The sequence below is a fragment of the Bacillus sp. FSL K6-2839 genome, from assembly GCF_038003365.1.
Classification (GTDB): domain Bacteria; phylum Bacillota; class Bacilli; order Bacillales; family Bacillaceae; genus Bacillus.
In genome coordinates, this window is the sequence record NZ_JBBOOZ010000001.1 from 2,583,111 (window position 1) to 2,601,918 (window position 18,808).

Consider the following 18,808-nt stretch of genomic DNA (forward strand, 5'->3'; position numbering starts at 1 on the left):
CACGCAGGACTGACACCGAATGCGAGGGTTTGTCTACACGCTGGGAACGTGCATTTTTACAGCACGTTCTTTACTTGATTGACAGGATCATGCTCCACGACAACACCTTCTACCGGTACCGTCAGCAAATCTACTTCGCAATGCGGGAAGTTTTGGGCAAGCTGCTTTTTCAGCGCTTCTCCCTTCCCTTTTTCAACTAAGGTTAAGATCGTCGGTCCAGCACCGCTTAATGCCGTTCCATACGCTCCTTTTAGCGAAGCGACATGCTCTACCTTCGACAGCTCTGGGACGAGCATTGTGCGGTAAGGCTGATGAAATAAATCCTTATTCATCATTTCTCCAACAAGCGGCCAGTTTTGCGTCATTAATGCCGCTACAAGCACGTTGCTCACAGCACTTGCACTGACAGCATGTTTATAGGAAAGATCCTCTGGCAGGACATCACGGGCATCCTTTGTCAGCACTTCATAAAAAGGAATCACGACGACAACATCTATATCCACATGCTGCACTTTGACGGCATGTGTCTTGTCTTCTTCATGAAGACCAATCAGTAAACCGCCGAATAAAGAGGCACCCGCATTATCTGGATGACCTTCTACCTCACTTGCAAAAAAGAGCTTCTGATCATCCGTCATATTTAATTCAAGAAGCTGATTGGCCAGCTCAATGGCTGCCACAATTGCAGCAGCACTGCTGCCAAGCCCCCGTGCCAATGGAATATCACTCCACACTTTGACATGAACAGACGGGAGTGTTTTTCCAAAATGATCTGCGACCTTTTTGGCTGTTTGATAAATTAGGTTGTCGGTGCCTGGTGGAATCCCGGACACGACATCTGTTTCTGCTTCAAACAGCCAGCTATCATGGTCATAGACCGATAGCTTTAAATAGCGGCTGAGCGCCATTCCAACTGAATCAAAGCCTGGTCCTAAATTGGCAGTGCTTCCCGGTACTGTGATTGTAAAAAGCATGGAGGCTTTACTCATACGCGCGCGGCCTTTTCTAAGTGTTCAAGAATTTGATCTTCATCTGCATCGAGTGTGACCGGCTTGATTTGTGAAATATCAATCGCCGTATTCGGATCTTTCAATCCGTTGCCTGTTAATACCGCAACAACTTTACTGCCTGGCTTGATTTCTCCGGATTTCACCTGCTTTAGCACACCTGCGATAGACGCACAAGAGCCCGGCTCTGCAAACACGCCTTCTTCACGTGCAATCAATTGATATGCATGAAGAATTTCCTCGTCAGTCACTTCATCAATCTTTCCGTTTGATTCATCTGCGGCTGCCACAGCTTGCTTCCAGCTCGCTGGATTTCCGATACGGATGGCAGTTGCCACTGTTTCTGGCTGTTCAATCACTTCATTTCGTACGATTGCTGCTGCACCTTCTGCTTCAAAGCCGCGCATGACTGGCAGTCCAGTTCCTTTTTTCTCATGGTATTCCTTGAAGCCTTTCCAGTAGGCGGTGATGTTCCCTGCATTTCCAACAGGAATCGCCAGTACGTCCGGGGCCGAGCCTAGCTGCTCACAGATTTCAAATGCCGCAGTTTTTTGTCCTTCAATTCGGTACGGATTGACAGAGTTAACAAGAGCAATCGGCGCTTTTTCACAGATGCTGCGGACGATTTTCAGCGCATCATCAAAGTTGCCGTCAATCGCAATGATCTCTGCTCCGTACATCACAGCCTGTGCAAGCTTCCCGAAGGCAATTTTCCCGTCTGGAATGATGACGATACATTTCATATCAGCACGGGCTGCATAAGCCGCTGCCGCTGCAGAGGTATTCCCTGTCGAAGCACACATGATCGTATCATTGCCTTCTTCTTTTGCCTTTGCAACAGCCATGACCATTCCACGATCCTTGAAAGAGCCAGTTGGATTGACGCCTTCTGTTTTCACATGAAGCTCAATCCCCAGCTTTTCCGAAAGTTTGGCAAGGTGGATCAGCGGTGTATTCCCTTCATTTAATGTTAGTTTTGGTGTTGATTCGTTTACTGGTAAGAATTCTTGGAATTCCTCAATAAGTCCATTCCACTTCATCAGCTTAAACCGTTCCCTTCTACTCGGTACGTGCTCTTCACTTGAACCACCACGTCGAGATCGTTTAATTTTTGCAGGATATTTGAGAAATCTTCTTCTGAGGTCCGGTGTGTAATAATTACAATTTCAGCCAGCTCATCATGCCCTTTCACAGGAAGCTGAAGGATCTTTTCAAAGCTGATGCCTCTTTCAGAAAAAATAGATGTAATGCGGGAAAAAGCCCCGACTTGATCTCTAACATGAATTCTTAAGAATTGCTGAGCAAATACTTCCGATGGAGATTTGATCTTTTTCTCAAACTGCGGTGCGATAAATCCGCTTCCGTTCACACCAAGGCGCATGTTTTTCATCACTGCGACTAAGTCTGATACAACAGCTGTTGCCGTTGGGAGACTTCCTGCTCCAGGGCCGTAAAACATCGTTTCTCCTACAGCACTTCCATAGACATACACCGCATTGAATTCATTGTTGACCGATGATAGCGGATGGTGATCAGGGAGTAAGGTTGGCTGGACACTGACTTCCACTTTCTCTCCGTCCCGCTGGGCAATTCCGATCAGCTTCATTGTGTAGCCAAATCGTTTACTGAAATTAATGTCTTCATCAGAAACGTCAGAGATGCCTCTGACCTTCACATCCTCTAATTCCACATTCATGGAAAAGCCGAGTCTTGCAAGAATCGCCATTTTCCTTGCTGCATCAAGTCCTTCTACATCAGCTGTCGGGTCTGCTTCTGCAAAGCCCAGATCCTGCGCTTCTTTTAAGACATCCTCATATGCGCTTTTATCGACGTTCATTTTCGTTAAAATAAAATTCGTTGTGCCGTTCACAATTCCCATCATCTTCGTAATTCGGTCAGAGGCCAATCCTTCCTCCAGCGTACGCAGAATCGGAATTCCTCCGGCGACACTTGCTTCATAATAAAGATCACAGCCATTTTCTTTCGCAACATGTAAAAGCTCTGTTCCGTAAAGCGCCATTAAATCTTTATTGGCTGTAATGACATGCTTCTTCTCATTTAACGCATCTATTAAATATTGTTTTGTCTCTTCAATGCCGCCCATCACTTCAATAATGACGTCGACCTCTGGATCTCTAATCACATCGTATACTTCAGTTGTGAAGACCTCTCTTGCCACATCCACATCTCTCTTTTTATCGGGATTGCTCACAAGCACTTTTTGTATTAATACCGGACAGCCGATCTGGTGCATTAATTTATCCTGGTGATCTTGGATAATCTTGACGACACCGCTCCCCACTGTTCCTAATCCTAATAGTCCAACTCGAATTGCCTTCACCTGAAATTCCACCTTTCTTCGTCAATGTCCTCTCTAAAAAGACATTTGTTAACCTAACACAGACATTCAATGTACACACATTATAAAGGGGTATCCTCATTTTGACAAGGTAATAAAATAAGAGATTGTCAGAATGAAACCGCTTAACAGCTATTTATATCAAGATTCTATATTTTCAAAATATTTTTGTCAGAAAGCTCCCGAAACTCAGGGAGCCTTATATGATGAACGAACCGGCGTTTTGGCTTGCTGACCTTGTAAGATAAGCGCAATATTTTCAGCACACAAACGCATCATCGTTTTTCTCGTTTCGACACTTGCACTTCCAATATGAGGGAGAACCGTGACGTTAGATAATGTTGTTAACGGATGAGAAGGGCTGACAGGCTCCTGTCTAAATACATCCAGACCGGCTCCGGCAATTTTTCCTGTCGTGACCGCCTCATATAAAGCATCCTCATCCACAGTCTGTCCTCTTGATACATTAATAAAATAGGCTGAGTTCTTCATCAGATCAAATGCTTTTTCATTAAACATGTCTTTTGTTTCCGGGGTTAAAGGGGTCAGACAGACGATGAAATCAGACTGCGTAAGCAGTTCCTCAAATGGCGCATAAGTCACGCCGAGCTGCGCTTCTGCCTCTGGCTTTCTTGACCGGTTATGGTACAGCACCTTCATGTCAAAGCCTGCTGCCCGCTTGGCAAGCGCTGTTCCGATACTTCCCATGCCAACAATTCCAAGGGTTTTGTGATGAACATCAGCTCCTGCAAGAAGAAGCGGTCCCCAGCCTGTCCAATTTCCTTCCTTAATCCAATCACTCGCCTCGACAATCCGTCTAGCTGACGCCATCAGAAGGGCAAAGGCTAAATCAGCCGTGGATTCTGTTAATACATCCGGTGTATGACAAATAGTGATATTGCGCTTTTCAGCCGCCTCAAGATCAATATTGTCATAGCCAACAGCAAGGTTTGCGATCACCTTAACTTGTGGAGCCTTTGATAAAAGGGCTTCATCTACTTGATCTGACAGCATGGTGAGAAGCGCATCCGCTTGAGCTGCTTGTTTTTCTAATTCTTCTCTTGGACATGGCTCATCCTCGCTCGGCCACATCTCAATATGAGCGACTTCTTTTAATGGTGTAAGTGATGCTTCATCCAGCTTTCTTGTGATATAGACATAAGGTTTCGGCAAGAAGAACACTCCTTTGATTGATTTCTTTAAGCATAACGAAAAACGCCTCAAGAGAAAAGAGACGTTTCATCTGTTCACTGAAACTTCAAATCCGTGGACCTGTGATCCAGCCAACTGCCGGTATCGGGCTCTCGCCGCTTCGCATGGCACTCATTTCTTGAAAGACCTTCAGAAAGTATTCATAGCGATTGGCATCATTTAGGACGTAATCTAACCGCTCTTCATAATATGATTTTTCATTTTCTCCTGACATGTAGTAGCCTTCCACAATTTCAAAATAATGAAGCGGGAACAACAAGCGGCTGTATAACAAACGCTTAGAAAAGGAAGAAAGAGGTGTCACCTGCTCATATTGCTGAAGAAAGGAGAAGCCTTCTTCAATTAAATCTTCCTTATGCTGCACAAAGGTTTCTCTTAAGTATTCGGCAATATCCCGGGTTGGATGATCAAAGACCCAATCTACAGGTAAACGAAGCGGCTGCTCATGCGGCCAAGTCCTCCGCGAAAAACGCTGGTGGCAGACAGTGCCTGAGTCACATTCCTTCGGTTCATCATCAAGCTCAGTATCCACTAAATATTGAATGGCATTTTCCGTTAATCCAAGATAATACGGAAAGGATTCGATGAATTTTTTTTCAAACTGTTCCAGTGGTTTTTGGTGCATTTGCTGCATCCAAAAGCCTTCAAGCTGATCTAACCGTTTTGCCCACAATTCCTTCCAGGCTCCCACACGTTTTGTTTCAGATACCTCATATGGAAATCCTCTTCCCCTGACATGAAAAGCCGCCAGCTCTGACGCCTGCTGGAACGAGCGGCTTGAGATCGGCGGTGCTGCCTTTAATAAAGCATACAGCTCCTTTCCATGAGTAAAGGTGGGCTTCTCTTCATTTGTTAATTCAAACACAGCGACGTATGGGTCTCCTGCATTCAGTAAATACTGACTGATATGATACAGCTCTGTGAGTTCTTCTTCTCGCAAATGAGACACAGGAACAATGATGAAGAGAGTCTCCGACGTTTGAAAGCTCTGATAACTGCCATATGGCATAAGTTGACGCACATCAATACCAAATGTGTGATAAATGGTTTCTTTCATATTTTCACCTGCGTTCATATGATCGATCTCTTATCATATCGTAGTCGCAGGTTGAGGGATTTATGAATACTATTTACTATCCGAAGCTTTTTACACGTTGTGGACCAAATTACGAGGATTGGGTGAGGAATATATGCCGCATCATCATGAGATGAACGAAGTAGAAAAAACAGCAAGACGCCGTTTACAAGAACGAGGCGTATCCATTCAAGATATAGCAGACCTTGTCTACTTTTTACAGGAAAAATATCATCCTGGTTTAGACATGTCAGAATGCATCCACAATGTGGAGCGTGTCATCGCAAAACGAGAAGTCCAAAATGCGATATTAACAGGCGTCGAACTAGACGTACTAGCCGAGCAAAAGAAGCTAACCGAGCCGCTTCAGTCCATTTTAGAAACAGACGAAAGCCTGTATGGTGTTGATGAAATTCTATCCTTTGCTATCGTCAATATTTATGGTTCGATCGGCTTTACGAATTACGGATATATCGATAAAGAAAAACCAGGGATTCTCGGGAAACTCAATGATAAATCCACAGGCGAGTGCCACACCTTTTTAGATGACATTGTCGGCGCCATTGCTGCTGCAGCATCAAGCAGGCTCGCACATAGTACGAGAAATGTGGAATAAAGCAAAAAAGAGGACGCGCGCGTAACGCTTGTCCTCTTTTTTTTATGATAATCGCTCAATCCACTCGGATAATGAATCAATGACATAGGTTGGCTGTTTGTCATACTTCTGAAGCAGTTCTTTTGTTGTCACGCCTGTATGAACGAGTAATGTGTCCATTCCTGCATTCATCCCTGCCATAATATCCGTATCATAGTTATCACCCACCATAAGCGTCTCAGACAGATCGGTCCCGAGCACCCTCATCGCTTGTTCCATGATGATGGATTCTGGCTTCCCGATAAACGTTGGCTGGACCGTAGTGGTGACGGTCAGCACAGATGTTAATGAGCCGTTCCCTGGCAGAAGCCCTCTTTCTGTTGGTATGGCGATGTCTCCATTTGTTGAGACAAATTGTGCGCCTTGACGGATGGCAATCGCACCTACTGCGAATTTTTCATATGTAATGTCTCGGTCAATTCCAACAACAACGAAATCAGCGTCTTCCTGACCGAACATTAGCCCTTTTTCTTCAATGGCCTGCTTGATTCCTTCTTCACCGATGACGTAAACAGACGCGTCTTTCTTTTGTTCGGCAATATAATTGGCTGTCGCCATACTTGTTGTAAAGACTTGTTCTTCAGTTGCTGGAATATCGAATGAAACAAGCTTTTTTGCTACCTGCTTCGGCGTGCGTGACGAGTTATTCGTGACAAACAAGTAAGGAATGTTTAGCTCATTTAACTTTTGAACAAATTGACCTGCTTCTTCGATCTTTTCTGTTCCTTTATACATTGTTCCGTCTAAATCAATTAAGTAGCCTTTGTATTTCATGATGCTCACAACTCCAATGGATTATTTAAACGCTGATACTGGGCCAAGCTCCTGCTCCAAGTAGGTACGGATGCGGCTTGGGAAAACCTCTAGCGCATGCTCAACCTCGCTGATCACCTGCAGCAAGTCGTGATGAACCACTTCCTGGTATTGCTGCACAAGTGTTTTGCGGCACGAGACAAGCTTTTTCAGCTGACTGCCTTCCTCTTCGGGTACAACCTTTTCATCAACAAGAATATCCATGATGTCATCATAGCTTCCTGGATCACGCATAATAAAGCCATCAATCATATCATTTCCCGTATCAAGAATACATTCGACAAGCAAATGAACAATTCGTTCAAGCGCTTTTTTCTCTAGTGGACTTGTCCATGTTTGATGACTGCGCATCAACTCATATTGCTCCTCGAAAAAACGCAATGTCTCTTCAATTTTTTTTCTGTCTACGAAATACATCATGACGCTCCCCTTTGCGTTATTTTCTGATTCGTTTTAAGACAAAATAGGCACAGCCAAAATTACAGTATTCATAAATGTATTCATCGAGTGTGCTGATTTTTGTATCAAATGTGGCCTTTTGGTTTTGGTCATCAAAGAACCCCTTCAGTCTCAGCTGATTGTAGCCCCAGTCCCCCACAATATAATCGTACTTATTTAAAATATCTGAGTACCTTGCTTTAAACGCTTCTTCATCAAAACCGTCTTTAATATCTCTTACAAGATCAAAAGTAGCATTCTGAATGACGATCATCTTCTCACCTCTTTTTAAACGATCCATCTTTAATGATAATTCATTGGAAGAACTCCATCAATTGCTAAAGCATGTTTTTTCCGTTTTAGCCGAAGCTAAAGAAAAAAGGAGGTCACATTTATGAAGAAACAACTGACAGCCGCGATTCTCCTCAGCATGCTTTTAGGCGGGTGCGGCTTTCAATCAGGTATGAACCGGCAAGTGGATGAAGATTCTTCAAGTAAAACCATCCGTCTATCGGATCGTCATGAAGGAAATAATTCCAACATGCCAGAAGCAGACACAAACAGAGCAGGATATGTTCGTTATCAGCGCCAGCAAGTAACGGATCAGAAAGAAAGAACACCTGCTTTAAATCGCGAGCATCTTGCCCACGTCATTACAAGTTTAACTGTGCAGCTCCCAAACATCAAAGATGCAGCCACACTTGTGACAGATGAGGATGCACTGATTGTATATCGAACAGGAAACAAAAACCGGGATGAATCTGCTGATCAAGTAAAGAAAACGGCGGTTTCTGTACTCCCTCGTTATTATCATGTATACGTCTCTGATAATCCAGAGCACTTTCAATCCATTGCCAATTTTTCACGTCTTCAAACCAATTCACGTGATTTTGATCAAATTTTAACCAAAACGATTCAACAAATGAAATATTCCCCTCAAGGTGGAGATATTTCTACGAAAGAAGATGCAAATGGTATGACGAATTCCGACCGTACCATGAGAAGAAACGCCCCTTACGGCCAAAATTAATATGAGAAAAAACGCCAGAGAGCTCTGGCGTTTTCTTTGTTATGCTTGCGCCTGACGCTTTTTAGACGCTTCGTTTACTTGTTCATCTGCATGGTAGGAAGAGCGCACAAGCGGTCCAGCTTCACAATGGCTAAAGCCTTTTGACATCGCAATTTCTTTCAGCTCTGCAAACTCATCCGGATGGTAGTATTTTTGAACTTTCAAATGCTTTTTCGAAGGTTGTAAATACTGACCAATCGCCATAATATCCACGTTGCTCGCAAGAAGATCATCCATGACTTCAATGATTTCTTCCTTCGTTTCACCTAGTCCAATCATAATGCTTGATTTCGTTGGAATGTCGGGCTGCATTTCTTTTGCGCGGCGCAAGAATTCTAATGAACGATCATATGTAGCACGTGCACGAACCCTTGGCGTTAATCTGCGAACTGTTTCAATATTGTGATTTAAAATATCAGGACGTGTGTCCATTAACGTCTTCAAATTATCGTAATTGCCGCCCATGTCTGAAGGGAGAACTTCAATTGTCGTGAATGGACTTTTTCTTCTAATGGCACGAACGGTTTCAGCAAACACACCTGCTCCGCCATCCTTTTGATCATCCCTTGCAACCGCTGTTATCACAGCATGCTTTAAGTTCATCAAAGCCACTGAATCTGCAACGCGTTCTGGCTCTTGCAGGTCAAGCTCAGTTGGAAGTCCAGTTTTCACCGCACAGAAACGGCATGCGCGCGTACAAACAGATCCAAGGATCATAAATGTAGCGGTTCTTCTCACCGCCCAGCATTCATGAATATTCGGACATTTTGCTTCCTCACAAACGGTATTCAGGTTGTTTTCCCGCATCATTTTTTTCAAACCGGTATAGTTTTCATTCGTATTCAGCTTAATTTTAAGCCAATCCGGTTTTCTTACGTGCTCTTCCTTCTTTGCCAATTCCATCATCTCCATATGAATTCGTTAAAGGTGCATCTACAAAAATCTTCCTGCTATATACGATGGATGCAGCTAAGAAGCTGCAAAAAATTGAATCTTCGGCCTAAAGCCTTTTCTTTAGACACTTTAACATAGTACAGATTGAACAACAAGGGAATGAGCTGCAAAAATACCCAAAAGCCTCCTAAAAAATAAGAAGAAAATTACTAACATTTTCTTCTTATGAAATAGGGTGATCTAACCACACTAAACGGTAGAAGACGATGCTTGATGAAAGGAGATGGACGTTTGTGAAAGTGGTTTTAGCCATCATGATCGCTCTTTCAATGCTCCCTTTACCTGTTCATGCACAAGGGGAAGGCAAGCAGCCAGACGAACTGAAGCAGCGAATGGCACTATACGAAAAAGTCGCCATCACTACACAGGTTCCATGGTATGTACTTGCTGCGGTTGATCAGTATGAGCACAATATTCGAAAAAGCAGAAGAGATTTACCGAAACAAAAAGGCGTCATTAGTATCTACATTCCCCGGGAAATGTGGATCGGCCCTGAAAACCCGAATAAGCAGGATACCTCTCCTTTAAGCATTAAAGTGTTTGACGGAATTGGACTTGATGGAAACGGGGATGGAAAAGCGAACAGCGATGACGATGAGGATGTATTATTCACGTTTGCTCAATACTTGCTTCACTACGGCAGCAGCATTGATCAATTAAAAATTGCTTTATGGGACTATTATGGACGAGATCAAACCGTTGGAATTATTTCATCTTTTATGAAGCTATTTCAGCACTACGGCCATCTTGACCTCGGAAAGCATGCCTTCCCTCTTCCGGTCGGAGCTGACTACAGCTACCGGAGTACATGGGGAGATGCGAGAGGGTTTGGCGGCAGAAGAATTCATGAGGGCACGGATTTATTTGCCCATTATGGACTTCCCGTTCGTGCGACATCGTATGGCGTGATTGAAATGAAAGGCTGGAACCGCTTTGGCGGCTGGCGGATTGGTATTCGAGATATTCATAATCATTATCATTACTTCGCTCATTTAAATGGCTTTGCAAAAGGACTCAAAACAGGTCAAATTGTTGAACCCGGACAGGTCATTGGATCTGTCGGAAGCTCCGGTTATGGCCCCCCAGGCACAGCAGGAAAATTTCCGCCGCACCTTCACTATGGCATGTATAAAGACAACGGCAGAACTGAATGGTCATTTGATCCATACCCTCATTTAAGGGCGTGGGAAAGAGCTGAGCGGAAACGCAAATAGAAAACAGCCCAATCATTCCTTGGGCTGTTTTTCATTATTCTTTCTTCTCCTTTTTCTCTGGGAGAACAATCGATGGAGCGCCTGAGTTTGTTCCGCTGCCATTGTAATAATCTGGTACGTCCCCTTGAACGGCTTGTATGGAGACGGGAACTGAGTTCTTGACCACGATTGTTTCAGATGCAAACGGGATGATGACTCTCACCTTGACCTCGATCAGAACACTAATATCAATCAAGGCATTGTTGATGCCATAGGGCTTAATGTTTTTTTCAACGTCCGTATGCGGGTCACCAATGACACTAAAGCGTACAGGCACTTTTGGCCCTAGATTGGCGATGAGTGCATTTCCGGACGCTTGCCCAAGCGGAATGTTATATATAATGCCGTCATGTCCATCTGTTTGATCCTTTAACGCTTCTTTTGCCTCTTTTTGAAAGTTCCCCTTTTCAATGTCCTCTAAATTTTTTTGAAGATGACGTGACAGGTCAGCCATTGCTTTCGATGTTGCCTGCGCATTAAAATCGATGGTCGTTACTTTTCCGTTCTCACTTGTATTCATGACCACCATATCCTTCATATTCTCCTGATCGTCTGCAAAGTCTTGAACAGAATATTGGATCAGATGATTGGCGATACGCTCTGTTTCTAGTTCCGCAATGTGAATAAGGGTTGGTTTAATTGAACGGTTAATAAAAAATAGACTAATGACGGTTGAGAGTACAAAGAATAAGATTGCAAGCAGCATGACGTATCGAAATGGCAAAGGGCCCTTTTTATAGGGGCGATAACGGCGGTTCATTCTCAATAAAAAATCCCCCCTTCTCCACTACAAGTGTATGCAGACAGGCGGGGGGATAGGAATCATCTATCCATTTTTATTTCACCATTTTTAATAATGCGTCTCTTCCATTGGTTCCAGCTGTAATGCCTAGCGCTTCTGCGGCGTATGTCACAGATTCTAAAGGGGCATCAAGCAATTGCTCAATGGTTCTCACACCAACTGCTCTCCCTGCGATAATTCCTCTATCTGCAAGCTTTTCATTTAAGAGCCCGACATCCAGTGCACCGCACATAATATACCCATGTTCATTTGTCACCGCCATAAAATTCGTCTTCGGCAGTTTGACGGTGACGGCTGTAAAGGAATGTCCATCAATTTTAATAGGTGTTAAATTCACCAAATCCCTTCACTCCTCTCATCACAATCTATGTGACAAGAGGGCGAGTGTTGTTAGGCTAAAGCGGATTTCATGTGGTTTCCTTCAGGCGCCAAGTAAGCACATCACGTAAAAATTCCGGCATGAAATATTCAATGTGTTCATGGTCACGGATATGAGGAAATAGAGAGCCTAACGTATACATATCGACTGTGCCAACCGTATAGGAAGCGTCCTTTTTGATCAATTGATCATGTACAAAGATATCCTTTACCCGTTTGGTTTCGCCTTCTTCTACTGTATAGGTGAGGCCGCTATACAGCATTTTCCCCATCAGCTCACCTCTAAAGCCGAAGCCCTTAATGCGCAGCTGTTCCATTTTTTCTTCACAGGCACGCCGAACGGTTTCGATGAGCTGTTGACCGGTAAGCGTCACCCGAATGGGATTAATGGGATGCGGGCAGATTCGGTGGACTTCTTCTCTTGTCACGATTCCTGCCTCTAATGAATCAAGTACCATACCTGCATTCATCATGCCGATATCTGCCCCGCACCAATCTTTAATGGCATCTGTTAAGAGCTGCGGAAGCGGGGATTCATCAAACCACTTCGTTTCTAACCTTGACTCAATCGCTGTTACTTTTTCCTGCATGAGGGCTTTCGCTCTTCTCTCTGCTTGCTGTAAGGTAGTGATGGCTTCATCTGATTCACTAATCAGCTGATCCACTGACTGCACCGTTGCTTTTTTCTCGATCAGCTCTTTGCGCGCTATGTCAATTGTCAGCTCGACACAGCCAATATAATGCCCATACTTTTCAGCGCATGCAAGCAGCACCCCATTGTCCATTTCACCCTGCTCTAACAAATGATGCGTGTGTGAGCCTAGGATGATGTCGATGTCAGGAAAATCACGGGCGACCTCCCGATCATGGATGATACCAAGATGGGATAAGAGCACAATGACATCCGCCTGTCCCTTCACTTCCTGCAGCATGTCTCGTATGCTGTCAAACGGATCTGTAATGTCCCAACCCAGCTTTTCATAGACGGGTGTATACGCAATGGTCACGCCTAAGAGACATATTTTCAGTCCGTTTTCCATTTGGATCATATGATAGGGCTTTGCCCACGATGGCCTTTTGCCTTTCTCAAATAAATTAGACAGAACCACTGGAAATTGTGCATGCTCGTACAATTGATCGAGTTGATCATGAGGCAGCGTAATGCCTTCATTATTTCCAATCGTGACCCCATCATAGCCAAGTTGATTGAGAAGCTTGACATTTACCTTTCCATAATCAGCTTCTGACACAAGGTTCACTCGGTCCATATGGTCGCCAATATCAAACAAGAGCATCTGATCGTGAACTTGACGCTTTTCCTCAATATAAGCTGCGATTTTTGGCCAGTTCTCAAAGTGGCTGTGCAAGTCGTTTGTATGATATAACCATAGCTTCTGCAGCATGTTGATCTCTCCCTCAAGTTGTCACTGAACCGTCATTCAGGTTGAAAGCCGCAGCTCTCATTTAACTAAATAAATCTAACTGCTTCGGAGAAAGGCTTGAATACGTAATATCCAGCAAATCAATCATCTGCTGGCCATTCGCCGCTGCATCTCCGCCGGAGTTATTATTAAACACGACATAGACATCTTTTGATTGCTGATGCAGAATGTCGAGATTCTTTTTCCACTCTTTTAATTCAGCTTCATTATATAAATATAAGTATCGCACTTCACGCCAATTCTCATGGTCTGCTGGGTGAAGCCAGCCCTGTTTATTTCTTCCGTGAAAACGGACCAATGTTTTATCACGGTGCGTAGCTTGTATGACTGGCGGAATGGAGCCTTCTCCAACTTGCGGCTCATCACAAACAGAATGAACCCATCCTTCTTTTTCCATAAAGGACAAGGTCTGCTCATAAAATTCATCTGAGAACCATGTGCGGTTACGGAATTCGAGGGCACATGGAATGTCACCCATCTTCTCTTTACACCATCTTAAATAGTGGACGTGCTCTTTTTTGCAATCAAACCATGGTGGAAATTGAAACAAAACCATGGCAAGTTTCCCTTCACGAATGAGCGGAGTCAATGAAAGAATAAATGCGTCAAACATCTCTTCCTTCGAAGCAAACGGAATTTCGCCCCTCTGATGCCCGGTCATTCCTTGATATGCTTTCACGACAAATTGAAAGGTATCTGGCGTATCCTTTATCCACTTTTCATGATTACGCTCAGGCTGAACCGCATAAAAGCTGGCATCCAGCTCCACAATGGGAAACGTTGACGAATAGTGAAACAGCTTTTGAGCGCTGCCGATTTTCGGCGGATAAAGACTGTCATGGTCTCCCCAGCCAGTTAATCCGATATAAATCATGTTTCTCACCTCTTGCCACTCTCATGTATAGACGGCTTCCTCACATGAAAGCCTTTTTCTCTTGTGATACCCATATTTCTGAAAGAAATTCTTCTGTCTACAACATATCATATTTGCCCGTAATTCTGAATGAAGATGACTGACGGTACGTGATTTTGTCCTGACGCTCTGTTTGTTTGTGATATTAGTTGACAACTTTCTATCTAAAATGATTTGAGCTGATAACATAAATTGCATATCAGAGAGGTTAACAGTGATTGTCCATTTATTTATTCATCTTCACCAAGAGCTTTAGTTCTCAATAAAGGAGACTTAGTGGATATGAACATAGACGATAACCAGTTTGAAGCATTGCAAAAAATCGCCGAAAGGATTCACAAGCCTTTCTATTTGTGTAACCAGCATGGACGTATTCTCTGCAACTCGCACACCATGATCACGAGCCCAGATTGGATTCGCATTCTCCCCTTTTTCCAAAGAAGGACACCCCATTATTTTTCGATGATATATGCGATGCAAACCTTTTCCGTCTTTCCGATTGATCTAACCGAACAAACATGTGAGTATGTGGTCATCCCTTCCTTCATTCCTCCGCTGGATGAAACACTGCAAGTCTTCATTGCACAAGCAGTAAACGAAATCTCAATTGCGCGAATGAGACAATATACTGCCCAGCAAACGGCCAAGCGTGCCAGAAATGAAGGGTTTCGCAGATGGATAGAGGGTGCATCGTATTCTCAGCAAGACGCTGCATACATTGCGAAGGCTTTTGGATTAAATGTAGATAGCAGCTATCTATGCATGATCTGTCAGCTTGATCATTGTCATGAGACCACTCATTTTTTGAACCAGCAACTGATGTTAGATCAAGTCGTTGATCTACTTGACAGCGCACTTCCAAGCTCTCCTTTTCCTTCCTTTCTGTTTGTCAAAGGTGATATGGGCATTGTATTAATGGAAGAGACAGGCAGTTGGTCAAAGATGAGTGGCAGACTCCTCTCTTTTTTGAAACAGTTGCAGATGCTCGTTAGCATACAAGCGAATCACACCATTTCCTTTGGCGTGAGCTTGACTAGTTGTCGCACCACCCATCTGTCTGAGGGCTACAGTGAAGCATTAGAGGCTCTTCAAGCCGGACATCTCTCGTCGCAGGCGGAATATATTCAGTTCTATCAGGCAAAGGATGTGCCAGATTTATTGAAGCTTATTCCAAGAAAGGATTTAGTCACGTTTCACCAGATGCACCTTCACCCGTTATATGAAGCTGGTCAAAACCTCCTCCACACCTTATCTGTCTATTTAGAAACGCATTGCCACATTTCAGAAACAGCGAAACGTTTGTCTATTCATCGCAACACGGTCATTTATCGATTGGAGAAGTGTGAGGAGCTGCTTCGGATCAGCTTAAAAGACCCTGAAGCCACATTAAGGCTGCGCTTAGCATTACGTATTCAGATGCTTCTCTCACCCCATCCTGATTGAATGTTTTCTTCCGAAGCTTCATATAGTTTGGAGGAGAAAAGTGATACACGAGGAGGCAAAAATCGCTTTGCAGATATTTCGTTGAATCAGTGGATGGCCTTAACCCCTCCTCAATTAGTGAAAGAGCATTTACATGTAGATGATGCCATGATTCGTGCGCTTCATAAAGAAAAATCACCTATTGTTACATATAAAAGGTGATGACCATTATAAAAAAACCGATCAATTTGTGCTGATCGGTTTTTTTATAAACAAATTTTAAGAAATTGCAGAAGTATGCTGCACTTTTTTCCCCCACACGATGGATGCAATGAAGCTTATGCAAAGCACCAATGTTCCGAGCATAAAAGGAAACTCAATATTCACATCAAATAAAATCCCAGCAAGGCTCGGTCCGACAATATTGGCAAGGCTCATAAAGGATGTATTAAGGCCGCCAGCTACTCCTTGCTGATTACCTGCCATTTTGGACAGCAATGTATTGAGGGCTGGACGAACAAATGATGTAGCCGACAAAAATAAAATAGAGCCTGCAAAGATCAGCCAAAAGGACGGTGCAACACGGCAGACGATGAGCATCAAAGCCGCTCCTAGCAGAGCATAACGCACGACGCGCATTTCACCGAATCGTTTCACACAGGCATTCACCAACGCACCTTGGACAAGCACGCCAGCAAGACCCGCAACCGTAATCACAAACGCAATATCCTTCGGTGTAAATCCATGTTTTTGGTCTACATATAAGCCGAAAATCGATTCAAAGTGAATGATGCCAAAATTGAGGACAAACGCCAATATAAACAAAAAACCGTAGGATGTCTTTAAAGCTTGCATCATTTGCACAAAAGGGTTGAAATGAATGTCTTTGTTTAACCGCGCTTCTTCCTGCTTTTCCTTTGTTAAAGTTTCAGGTAAAAACAGGATGGATAACAGGGTAGAAAGAGCTGCAAAGGAACCTGCGATGAGAAAAGGAAAAGCGATTCCATACTCGACCAAATAGCCGCCTACGCCTGGTCCAATAACAAAGCCTAACGTCATTGCTGCACTAAATAGCCCCATTCCTTTCCCTCGGTCCTTCTCACTTGTGATATCAGCAATGTATGCAAACATGGCTGGCATGAGTAAAGCTCCGGCCGCACCGCCTAAAAAACGTGATACAAACAGCATCCACAGCTGATCAGCAAATGCAAAAATAAACTGGGCAATGGTAAAGCCGGCAATCCCGGCAATGATCAATTTTCTACGTCCAAATCGATCGGTCAGTGCGCCTGCAACCGGCGATAAAGCAAATTGTGTAAGACCTGTTGCAGCGACAAGAAAACCGAGTGTTTTTCCTGTTGCGCCAAAGGCTTCAATATAACTTGGCATGACAGGGACAATGAGGCCAAAGCCAAGCATGGCAATAAAAATATTGAGCATCAAAATGTATAATCTGCCCATTTTCTTCATATCAAAAAACCTCTTTCTGCAAAATAAATGAAAATGATGTCAAAAACTCAGAACTTCTTCAGTATAGCGATATCACTGTCTATAAGTCTAGTTTTTCAAAAATTAGTTTTCTTTTCCAAATAAAAAATACCGCAAATAGCGAGTATCCGTATGACTTTATTCACTTTGTTCATAGATAGAAAGAGCCGCCTGAAGCCCTGCTCCGCAATGGATGGATGCACCGTGTTTGATTAGAATCGCTTCCAGCCCTGCTAACACAAACAGCACGTTTTCTTTTCTGCAGCTATAGCCCATTGTGCCAATTCTCCATATACGTCCGGCTAGCGGTCCAAAGGAGCTTGCGATTTCAATGCCAAAATGCTTAAGCAGATCGGCACGTACCGCTTCTCCATCAATACCACTTGGAATCTCAATACATGTCACAACTGGCATTTTACAATGTGGATCACCGAACAATTCAAGTCCCATCGCTTCAAGACCTTTCATCAAGGCTTTCTCGTGATATGCGTGCCTTTGAAAACGCTCAGACAGTCCTTCTTCCAGCACAACACGAACCCCTTCACGAAGTGCATAGAGCATCGTTGTCGCTTCTGTATGATGATTTAATCGTCTAGGGCTCCAATAATCCTGGAGCTGGCTGAGATCAAAGTAATTGCTTTTAATTGGAGAAATATCCATTTGCTCCTGCAATTCATCCTGTGTCGCAATTCCCTTTTCCACTTTCTTTCTCGATTCAACGACAGCTGCAACCCGGTCATTATACGTGATAGGTGACATGCCTGATGGAACAGACAAGCACTTCTGCGTACCGCCAATCGCCGCATCAATCTTCCATTCGTCCACTTTCACCTGGGCCCCGCCAATGGTTGCTACAGCGTCTACAATGAACAGTGCATCGAGTTCTCGGCACGCTTCACCAATTTGCTCAAGCGGCTGCAACCGCCCCGTGGATGTTTCACCATGGACCATCGCAACGATTCTAGGCTTGACCTGCTTCATTTCCTGAATGATATCGCTAGGATCAAAAACCGTTCCCCATTCACATTCCATTGTATGTACCTCAGCACCATAGCGCTGTCCTATTTCAATGAGCAGATGACCGAAGCGGCCAAAGACAGGCACAAGCATCGAATCTCCCGGCTCAATGACACTGGCAAGCACAGCTTCAAGCCCTGAACGAGACGTGCCGTCAATCGGAAAAGCCCATTCATTTTCTGTTTGGAAAAGCGACCGCAATAAGGTCATCGTTTCATTCATGATATGTGTAAATGCTGGATCAAATTGACCGAGAATTGGGGTACTCATCACACGGAGCACTCTCGGGTCTACTTCAACAGGTCCTGGTGTCATAATCGTTCTTGAAGGTATTTGCAGTTCTTTCACGTTATCCATCCTTTCCCTTGCTGCCATCCTATATGCCCACTTATACAGTAATGCTGTTAAAATAGCAATCTCTTTTCCTACGAATTCATTACATAAAATTTACGATAAATCCATTTATTTCTTTCTGACAATATGATAGAAATAAAGAGAATACATTCCCTAT

The 18,808-nt window shown here is 43.8% G+C and carries 19 protein-coding genes and 1 pseudogene; 5 read left to right on the forward strand and 15 right to left on the reverse strand.

Annotation, left to right across the window (positions count from 1 at the left end; all coding sequences use genetic code 11):
• Window positions 1–56: 56 nt before the first annotated feature.
• From thrB to yutH, 5 genes are all read right to left on the reverse strand, one after another.
• Window positions 57–989: a homoserine kinase gene (gene thrB, locus MHH26_RS13355; protein ID WP_340973662.1), complete on the reverse strand. Its 933-nt coding sequence runs from the start codon at window positions 987–989 to the stop codon at window positions 57–59.
• Window positions 986–2,047: a threonine synthase gene (gene thrC / locus MHH26_RS13360; protein WP_024423361.1), complete on the reverse strand. Its 1,062-nt coding sequence runs from the start codon at window positions 2,045–2,047 to the stop codon at window positions 986–988. Before thrC ends, thrB begins: the two co-directional genes overlap by 4 nt.
• Window positions 2,047–3,348, reverse strand: coding sequence for a homoserine dehydrogenase (locus MHH26_RS13365; RefSeq protein WP_034659873.1), 1,302 nt, complete (start codon window positions 3,346–3,348; stop codon window positions 2,047–2,049). Before MHH26_RS13365 ends, thrC begins: the two co-directional genes overlap by 1 nt.
• A gap of 207 nt (window positions 3,349–3,555) precedes the next feature.
• Complete coding sequence (locus tag MHH26_RS13370) at window positions 3,556–4,539, reverse strand: 2-hydroxyacid dehydrogenase (RefSeq protein WP_307500193.1); 984 nt, start codon at window positions 4,537–4,539, stop codon at window positions 3,556–3,558.
• Window positions 4,540–4,624: 85 nt separating this feature from the next.
• On the reverse strand, window positions 4,625–5,653 hold the full coding sequence (yutH, locus tag MHH26_RS13375; RefSeq protein ID WP_340973664.1) for a spore coat putative kinase YutH: 1,029 nt from the start codon (window positions 5,651–5,653) through the stop codon (window positions 4,625–4,627).
• A gap of 115 nt (window positions 5,654–5,768) precedes the next feature.
• Here yutH and MHH26_RS13380 point away from each other — a divergent pair, with 115 nt between their 5' ends.
• Window positions 5,769–6,269, forward strand: a complete 501-nt coding sequence (locus MHH26_RS13380) for a phosphatidylglycerophosphatase A family protein (RefSeq protein WP_307500195.1) — start codon at window positions 5,769–5,771, stop codon at window positions 6,267–6,269.
• Window positions 6,270–6,311: 42 nt separating this feature from the next.
• On the opposite strand, the gene MHH26_RS13385 is transcribed toward MHH26_RS13380, so the two are convergent.
• The 3 genes from MHH26_RS13385 to MHH26_RS13395 are packed head-to-tail and all read right to left on the reverse strand — an operon-like array spanning window position 6,312 to window position 7,833.
• Complete coding sequence (locus tag MHH26_RS13385) at window positions 6,312–7,085, reverse strand: TIGR01457 family HAD-type hydrolase (protein WP_340973824.1); 774 nt, start codon at window positions 7,083–7,085, stop codon at window positions 6,312–6,314.
• Between the two features lie 18 nt (window positions 7,086–7,103).
• Window positions 7,104–7,538 carry a DUF86 domain-containing protein gene (locus tag MHH26_RS13390; RefSeq protein ID WP_034659878.1) on the reverse strand — a complete coding sequence of 145 codons (435 nt, stop codon included), beginning with the start codon at window positions 7,536–7,538 and terminating at the stop codon, window positions 7,104–7,106.
• Window positions 7,539–7,557: 19 nt separating this feature from the next.
• Window positions 7,558–7,833: a YutD family protein gene (locus tag MHH26_RS13395; protein WP_003213192.1), complete on the reverse strand. Its 276-nt coding sequence runs from the start codon at window positions 7,831–7,833 to the stop codon at window positions 7,558–7,560.
• A 120-nt stretch (window positions 7,834–7,953) separates the two neighbouring features.
• Here MHH26_RS13395 and MHH26_RS13400 point away from each other — a divergent pair, with 120 nt between their 5' ends.
• A complete protein-coding gene (locus tag MHH26_RS13400; RefSeq protein WP_034659879.1) occupies window positions 7,954–8,589 on the forward strand; it encodes a YhcN/YlaJ family sporulation lipoprotein in 636 nt (211 codons plus the stop codon).
• Between the two features lie 39 nt (window positions 8,590–8,628).
• On the opposite strand, the gene lipA is transcribed toward MHH26_RS13400, so the two are convergent.
• Window positions 8,629–9,525: a lipoyl synthase gene (gene lipA, locus MHH26_RS13405; protein WP_034660686.1), complete on the reverse strand. Its 897-nt coding sequence runs from the start codon at window positions 9,523–9,525 to the stop codon at window positions 8,629–8,631.
• A gap of 326 nt (window positions 9,526–9,851) precedes the next feature.
• Between lipA and MHH26_RS13410 the strand changes: the two genes are divergently transcribed.
• The gene (locus MHH26_RS13410; protein ID WP_334750682.1) at window positions 9,852–10,796 is read left to right on the forward strand and encodes a M23 family metallopeptidase; all 945 of its coding nucleotides are present in this window, start codon (window positions 9,852–9,854) and stop codon (window positions 10,794–10,796) included.
• A gap of 34 nt (window positions 10,797–10,830) precedes the next feature.
• Here MHH26_RS13410 and yunB read toward each other — a convergent pair whose 3' ends face one another.
• The 4 genes from yunB to MHH26_RS13430 form a co-directional block, all read right to left on the reverse strand.
• Window positions 10,831–11,595 (reverse strand): sporulation protein YunB, encoded by a 765-nt coding sequence (gene yunB / locus MHH26_RS13415; protein WP_034282711.1) that lies wholly within the window; start codon window positions 11,593–11,595, stop codon window positions 10,831–10,833.
• Between the two features lie 76 nt (window positions 11,596–11,671).
• Window positions 11,672–11,977, reverse strand: coding sequence for a YunC family protein (locus MHH26_RS13420; protein WP_034659881.1), 306 nt, complete (start codon window positions 11,975–11,977; stop codon window positions 11,672–11,674).
• A gap of 67 nt (window positions 11,978–12,044) precedes the next feature.
• Window positions 12,045–13,418, reverse strand: coding sequence for a bifunctional metallophosphatase/5'-nucleotidase (locus MHH26_RS13425; RefSeq protein WP_340973665.1), 1,374 nt, complete (start codon window positions 13,416–13,418; stop codon window positions 12,045–12,047).
• A gap of 61 nt (window positions 13,419–13,479) precedes the next feature.
• Window positions 13,480–14,331, reverse strand: a complete 852-nt coding sequence (locus MHH26_RS13430) for a DUF72 domain-containing protein (protein WP_340973666.1) — start codon at window positions 14,329–14,331, stop codon at window positions 13,480–13,482.
• Window positions 14,332–14,652: 321 nt separating this feature from the next.
• Here MHH26_RS13430 and MHH26_RS13435 point away from each other — a divergent pair, with 321 nt between their 5' ends.
• Together MHH26_RS13435 and MHH26_RS13440 are read left to right on the forward strand one after the other, a co-directional pair.
• The gene (locus tag MHH26_RS13435; RefSeq protein ID WP_340973667.1) at window positions 14,653–15,813 is read left to right on the forward strand and encodes a PucR family transcriptional regulator; all 1,161 of its coding nucleotides are present in this window, start codon (window positions 14,653–14,655) and stop codon (window positions 15,811–15,813) included.
• Window positions 15,814–15,873: 60 nt separating this feature from the next.
• Window positions 15,874–16,014: pseudogene (locus MHH26_RS13440) on the forward strand (oxalate decarboxylase); the annotation flags it as partial.
• 57 nt (window positions 16,015–16,071) lie between these two features.
• Here the strand turns inward: MHH26_RS13440 and MHH26_RS13445 are convergent.
• On the reverse strand, window positions 16,072–17,262 hold the full coding sequence (locus MHH26_RS13445; RefSeq protein ID WP_066030441.1) for an MFS transporter: 1,191 nt from the start codon (window positions 17,260–17,262) through the stop codon (window positions 16,072–16,074).
• Window positions 17,263–17,418: 156 nt separating this feature from the next.
• Window positions 17,419–18,654: a pyridoxal-phosphate-dependent aminotransferase family protein gene (locus MHH26_RS13450; protein ID WP_307500694.1), complete on the reverse strand. Its 1,236-nt coding sequence runs from the start codon at window positions 18,652–18,654 to the stop codon at window positions 17,419–17,421.
• Window positions 18,655–18,808 lie beyond the last annotated feature (154 nt).

Coding starts and splice junctions, on each gene's coding strand:
- thrB (WP_340973662.1), bottom strand. CDS start 989: ATGAGTAAAGCCTCCATGCTTTTTACAATCACAGTACCGGGAAGCACT.
- yunB (WP_034282711.1), bottom strand. CDS start 11,595: ATGAACCGCCGTTATCGCCCCTATAAAAAGGGCCCTTTGCCATTTCGA.
- MHH26_RS13450 (WP_307500694.1), bottom strand. CDS start 18,654: ATGGATAACGTGAAAGAACTGCAAATACCTTCAAGAACGATTATGACA.
- MHH26_RS13430 (WP_340973666.1), bottom strand. CDS start 14,331: ATGATTTATATCGGATTAACTGGCTGGGGAGACCATGACAGTCTTTAT.
- MHH26_RS13435 (WP_340973667.1), top strand. CDS start 14,653: ATGAACATAGACGATAACCAGTTTGAAGCATTGCAAAAAATCGCCGAA.
- MHH26_RS13395 (WP_003213192.1), bottom strand. CDS start 7,833: ATGATCGTCATTCAGAATGCTACTTTTGATCTTGTAAGAGATATTAAA.
- yutH (WP_340973664.1), bottom strand. CDS start 5,653: ATGAACGCAGGTGAAAATATGAAAGAAACCATTTATCACACATTTGGT.
- MHH26_RS13390 (WP_034659878.1), bottom strand. CDS start 7,538: ATGTATTTCGTAGACAGAAAAAAAATTGAAGAGACATTGCGTTTTTTC.
- MHH26_RS13400 (WP_034659879.1), top strand. CDS start 7,954: ATGAAGAAACAACTGACAGCCGCGATTCTCCTCAGCATGCTTTTAGGC.
- MHH26_RS13425 (WP_340973665.1), bottom strand. CDS start 13,418: ATGCTGCAGAAGCTATGGTTATATCATACAAACGACTTGCACAGCCAC.
- MHH26_RS13380 (WP_307500195.1), top strand. CDS start 5,769: ATGCCGCATCATCATGAGATGAACGAAGTAGAAAAAACAGCAAGACGC.
- thrC (WP_024423361.1), bottom strand. CDS start 2,047: ATGAAGTGGAATGGACTTATTGAGGAATTCCAAGAATTCTTACCAGTA.
- MHH26_RS13410 (WP_334750682.1), top strand. CDS start 9,852: ATGCTCCCTTTACCTGTTCATGCACAAGGGGAAGGCAAGCAGCCAGAC.
- MHH26_RS13445 (WP_066030441.1), bottom strand. CDS start 17,262: ATGAAGAAAATGGGCAGATTATACATTTTGATGCTCAATATTTTTATT.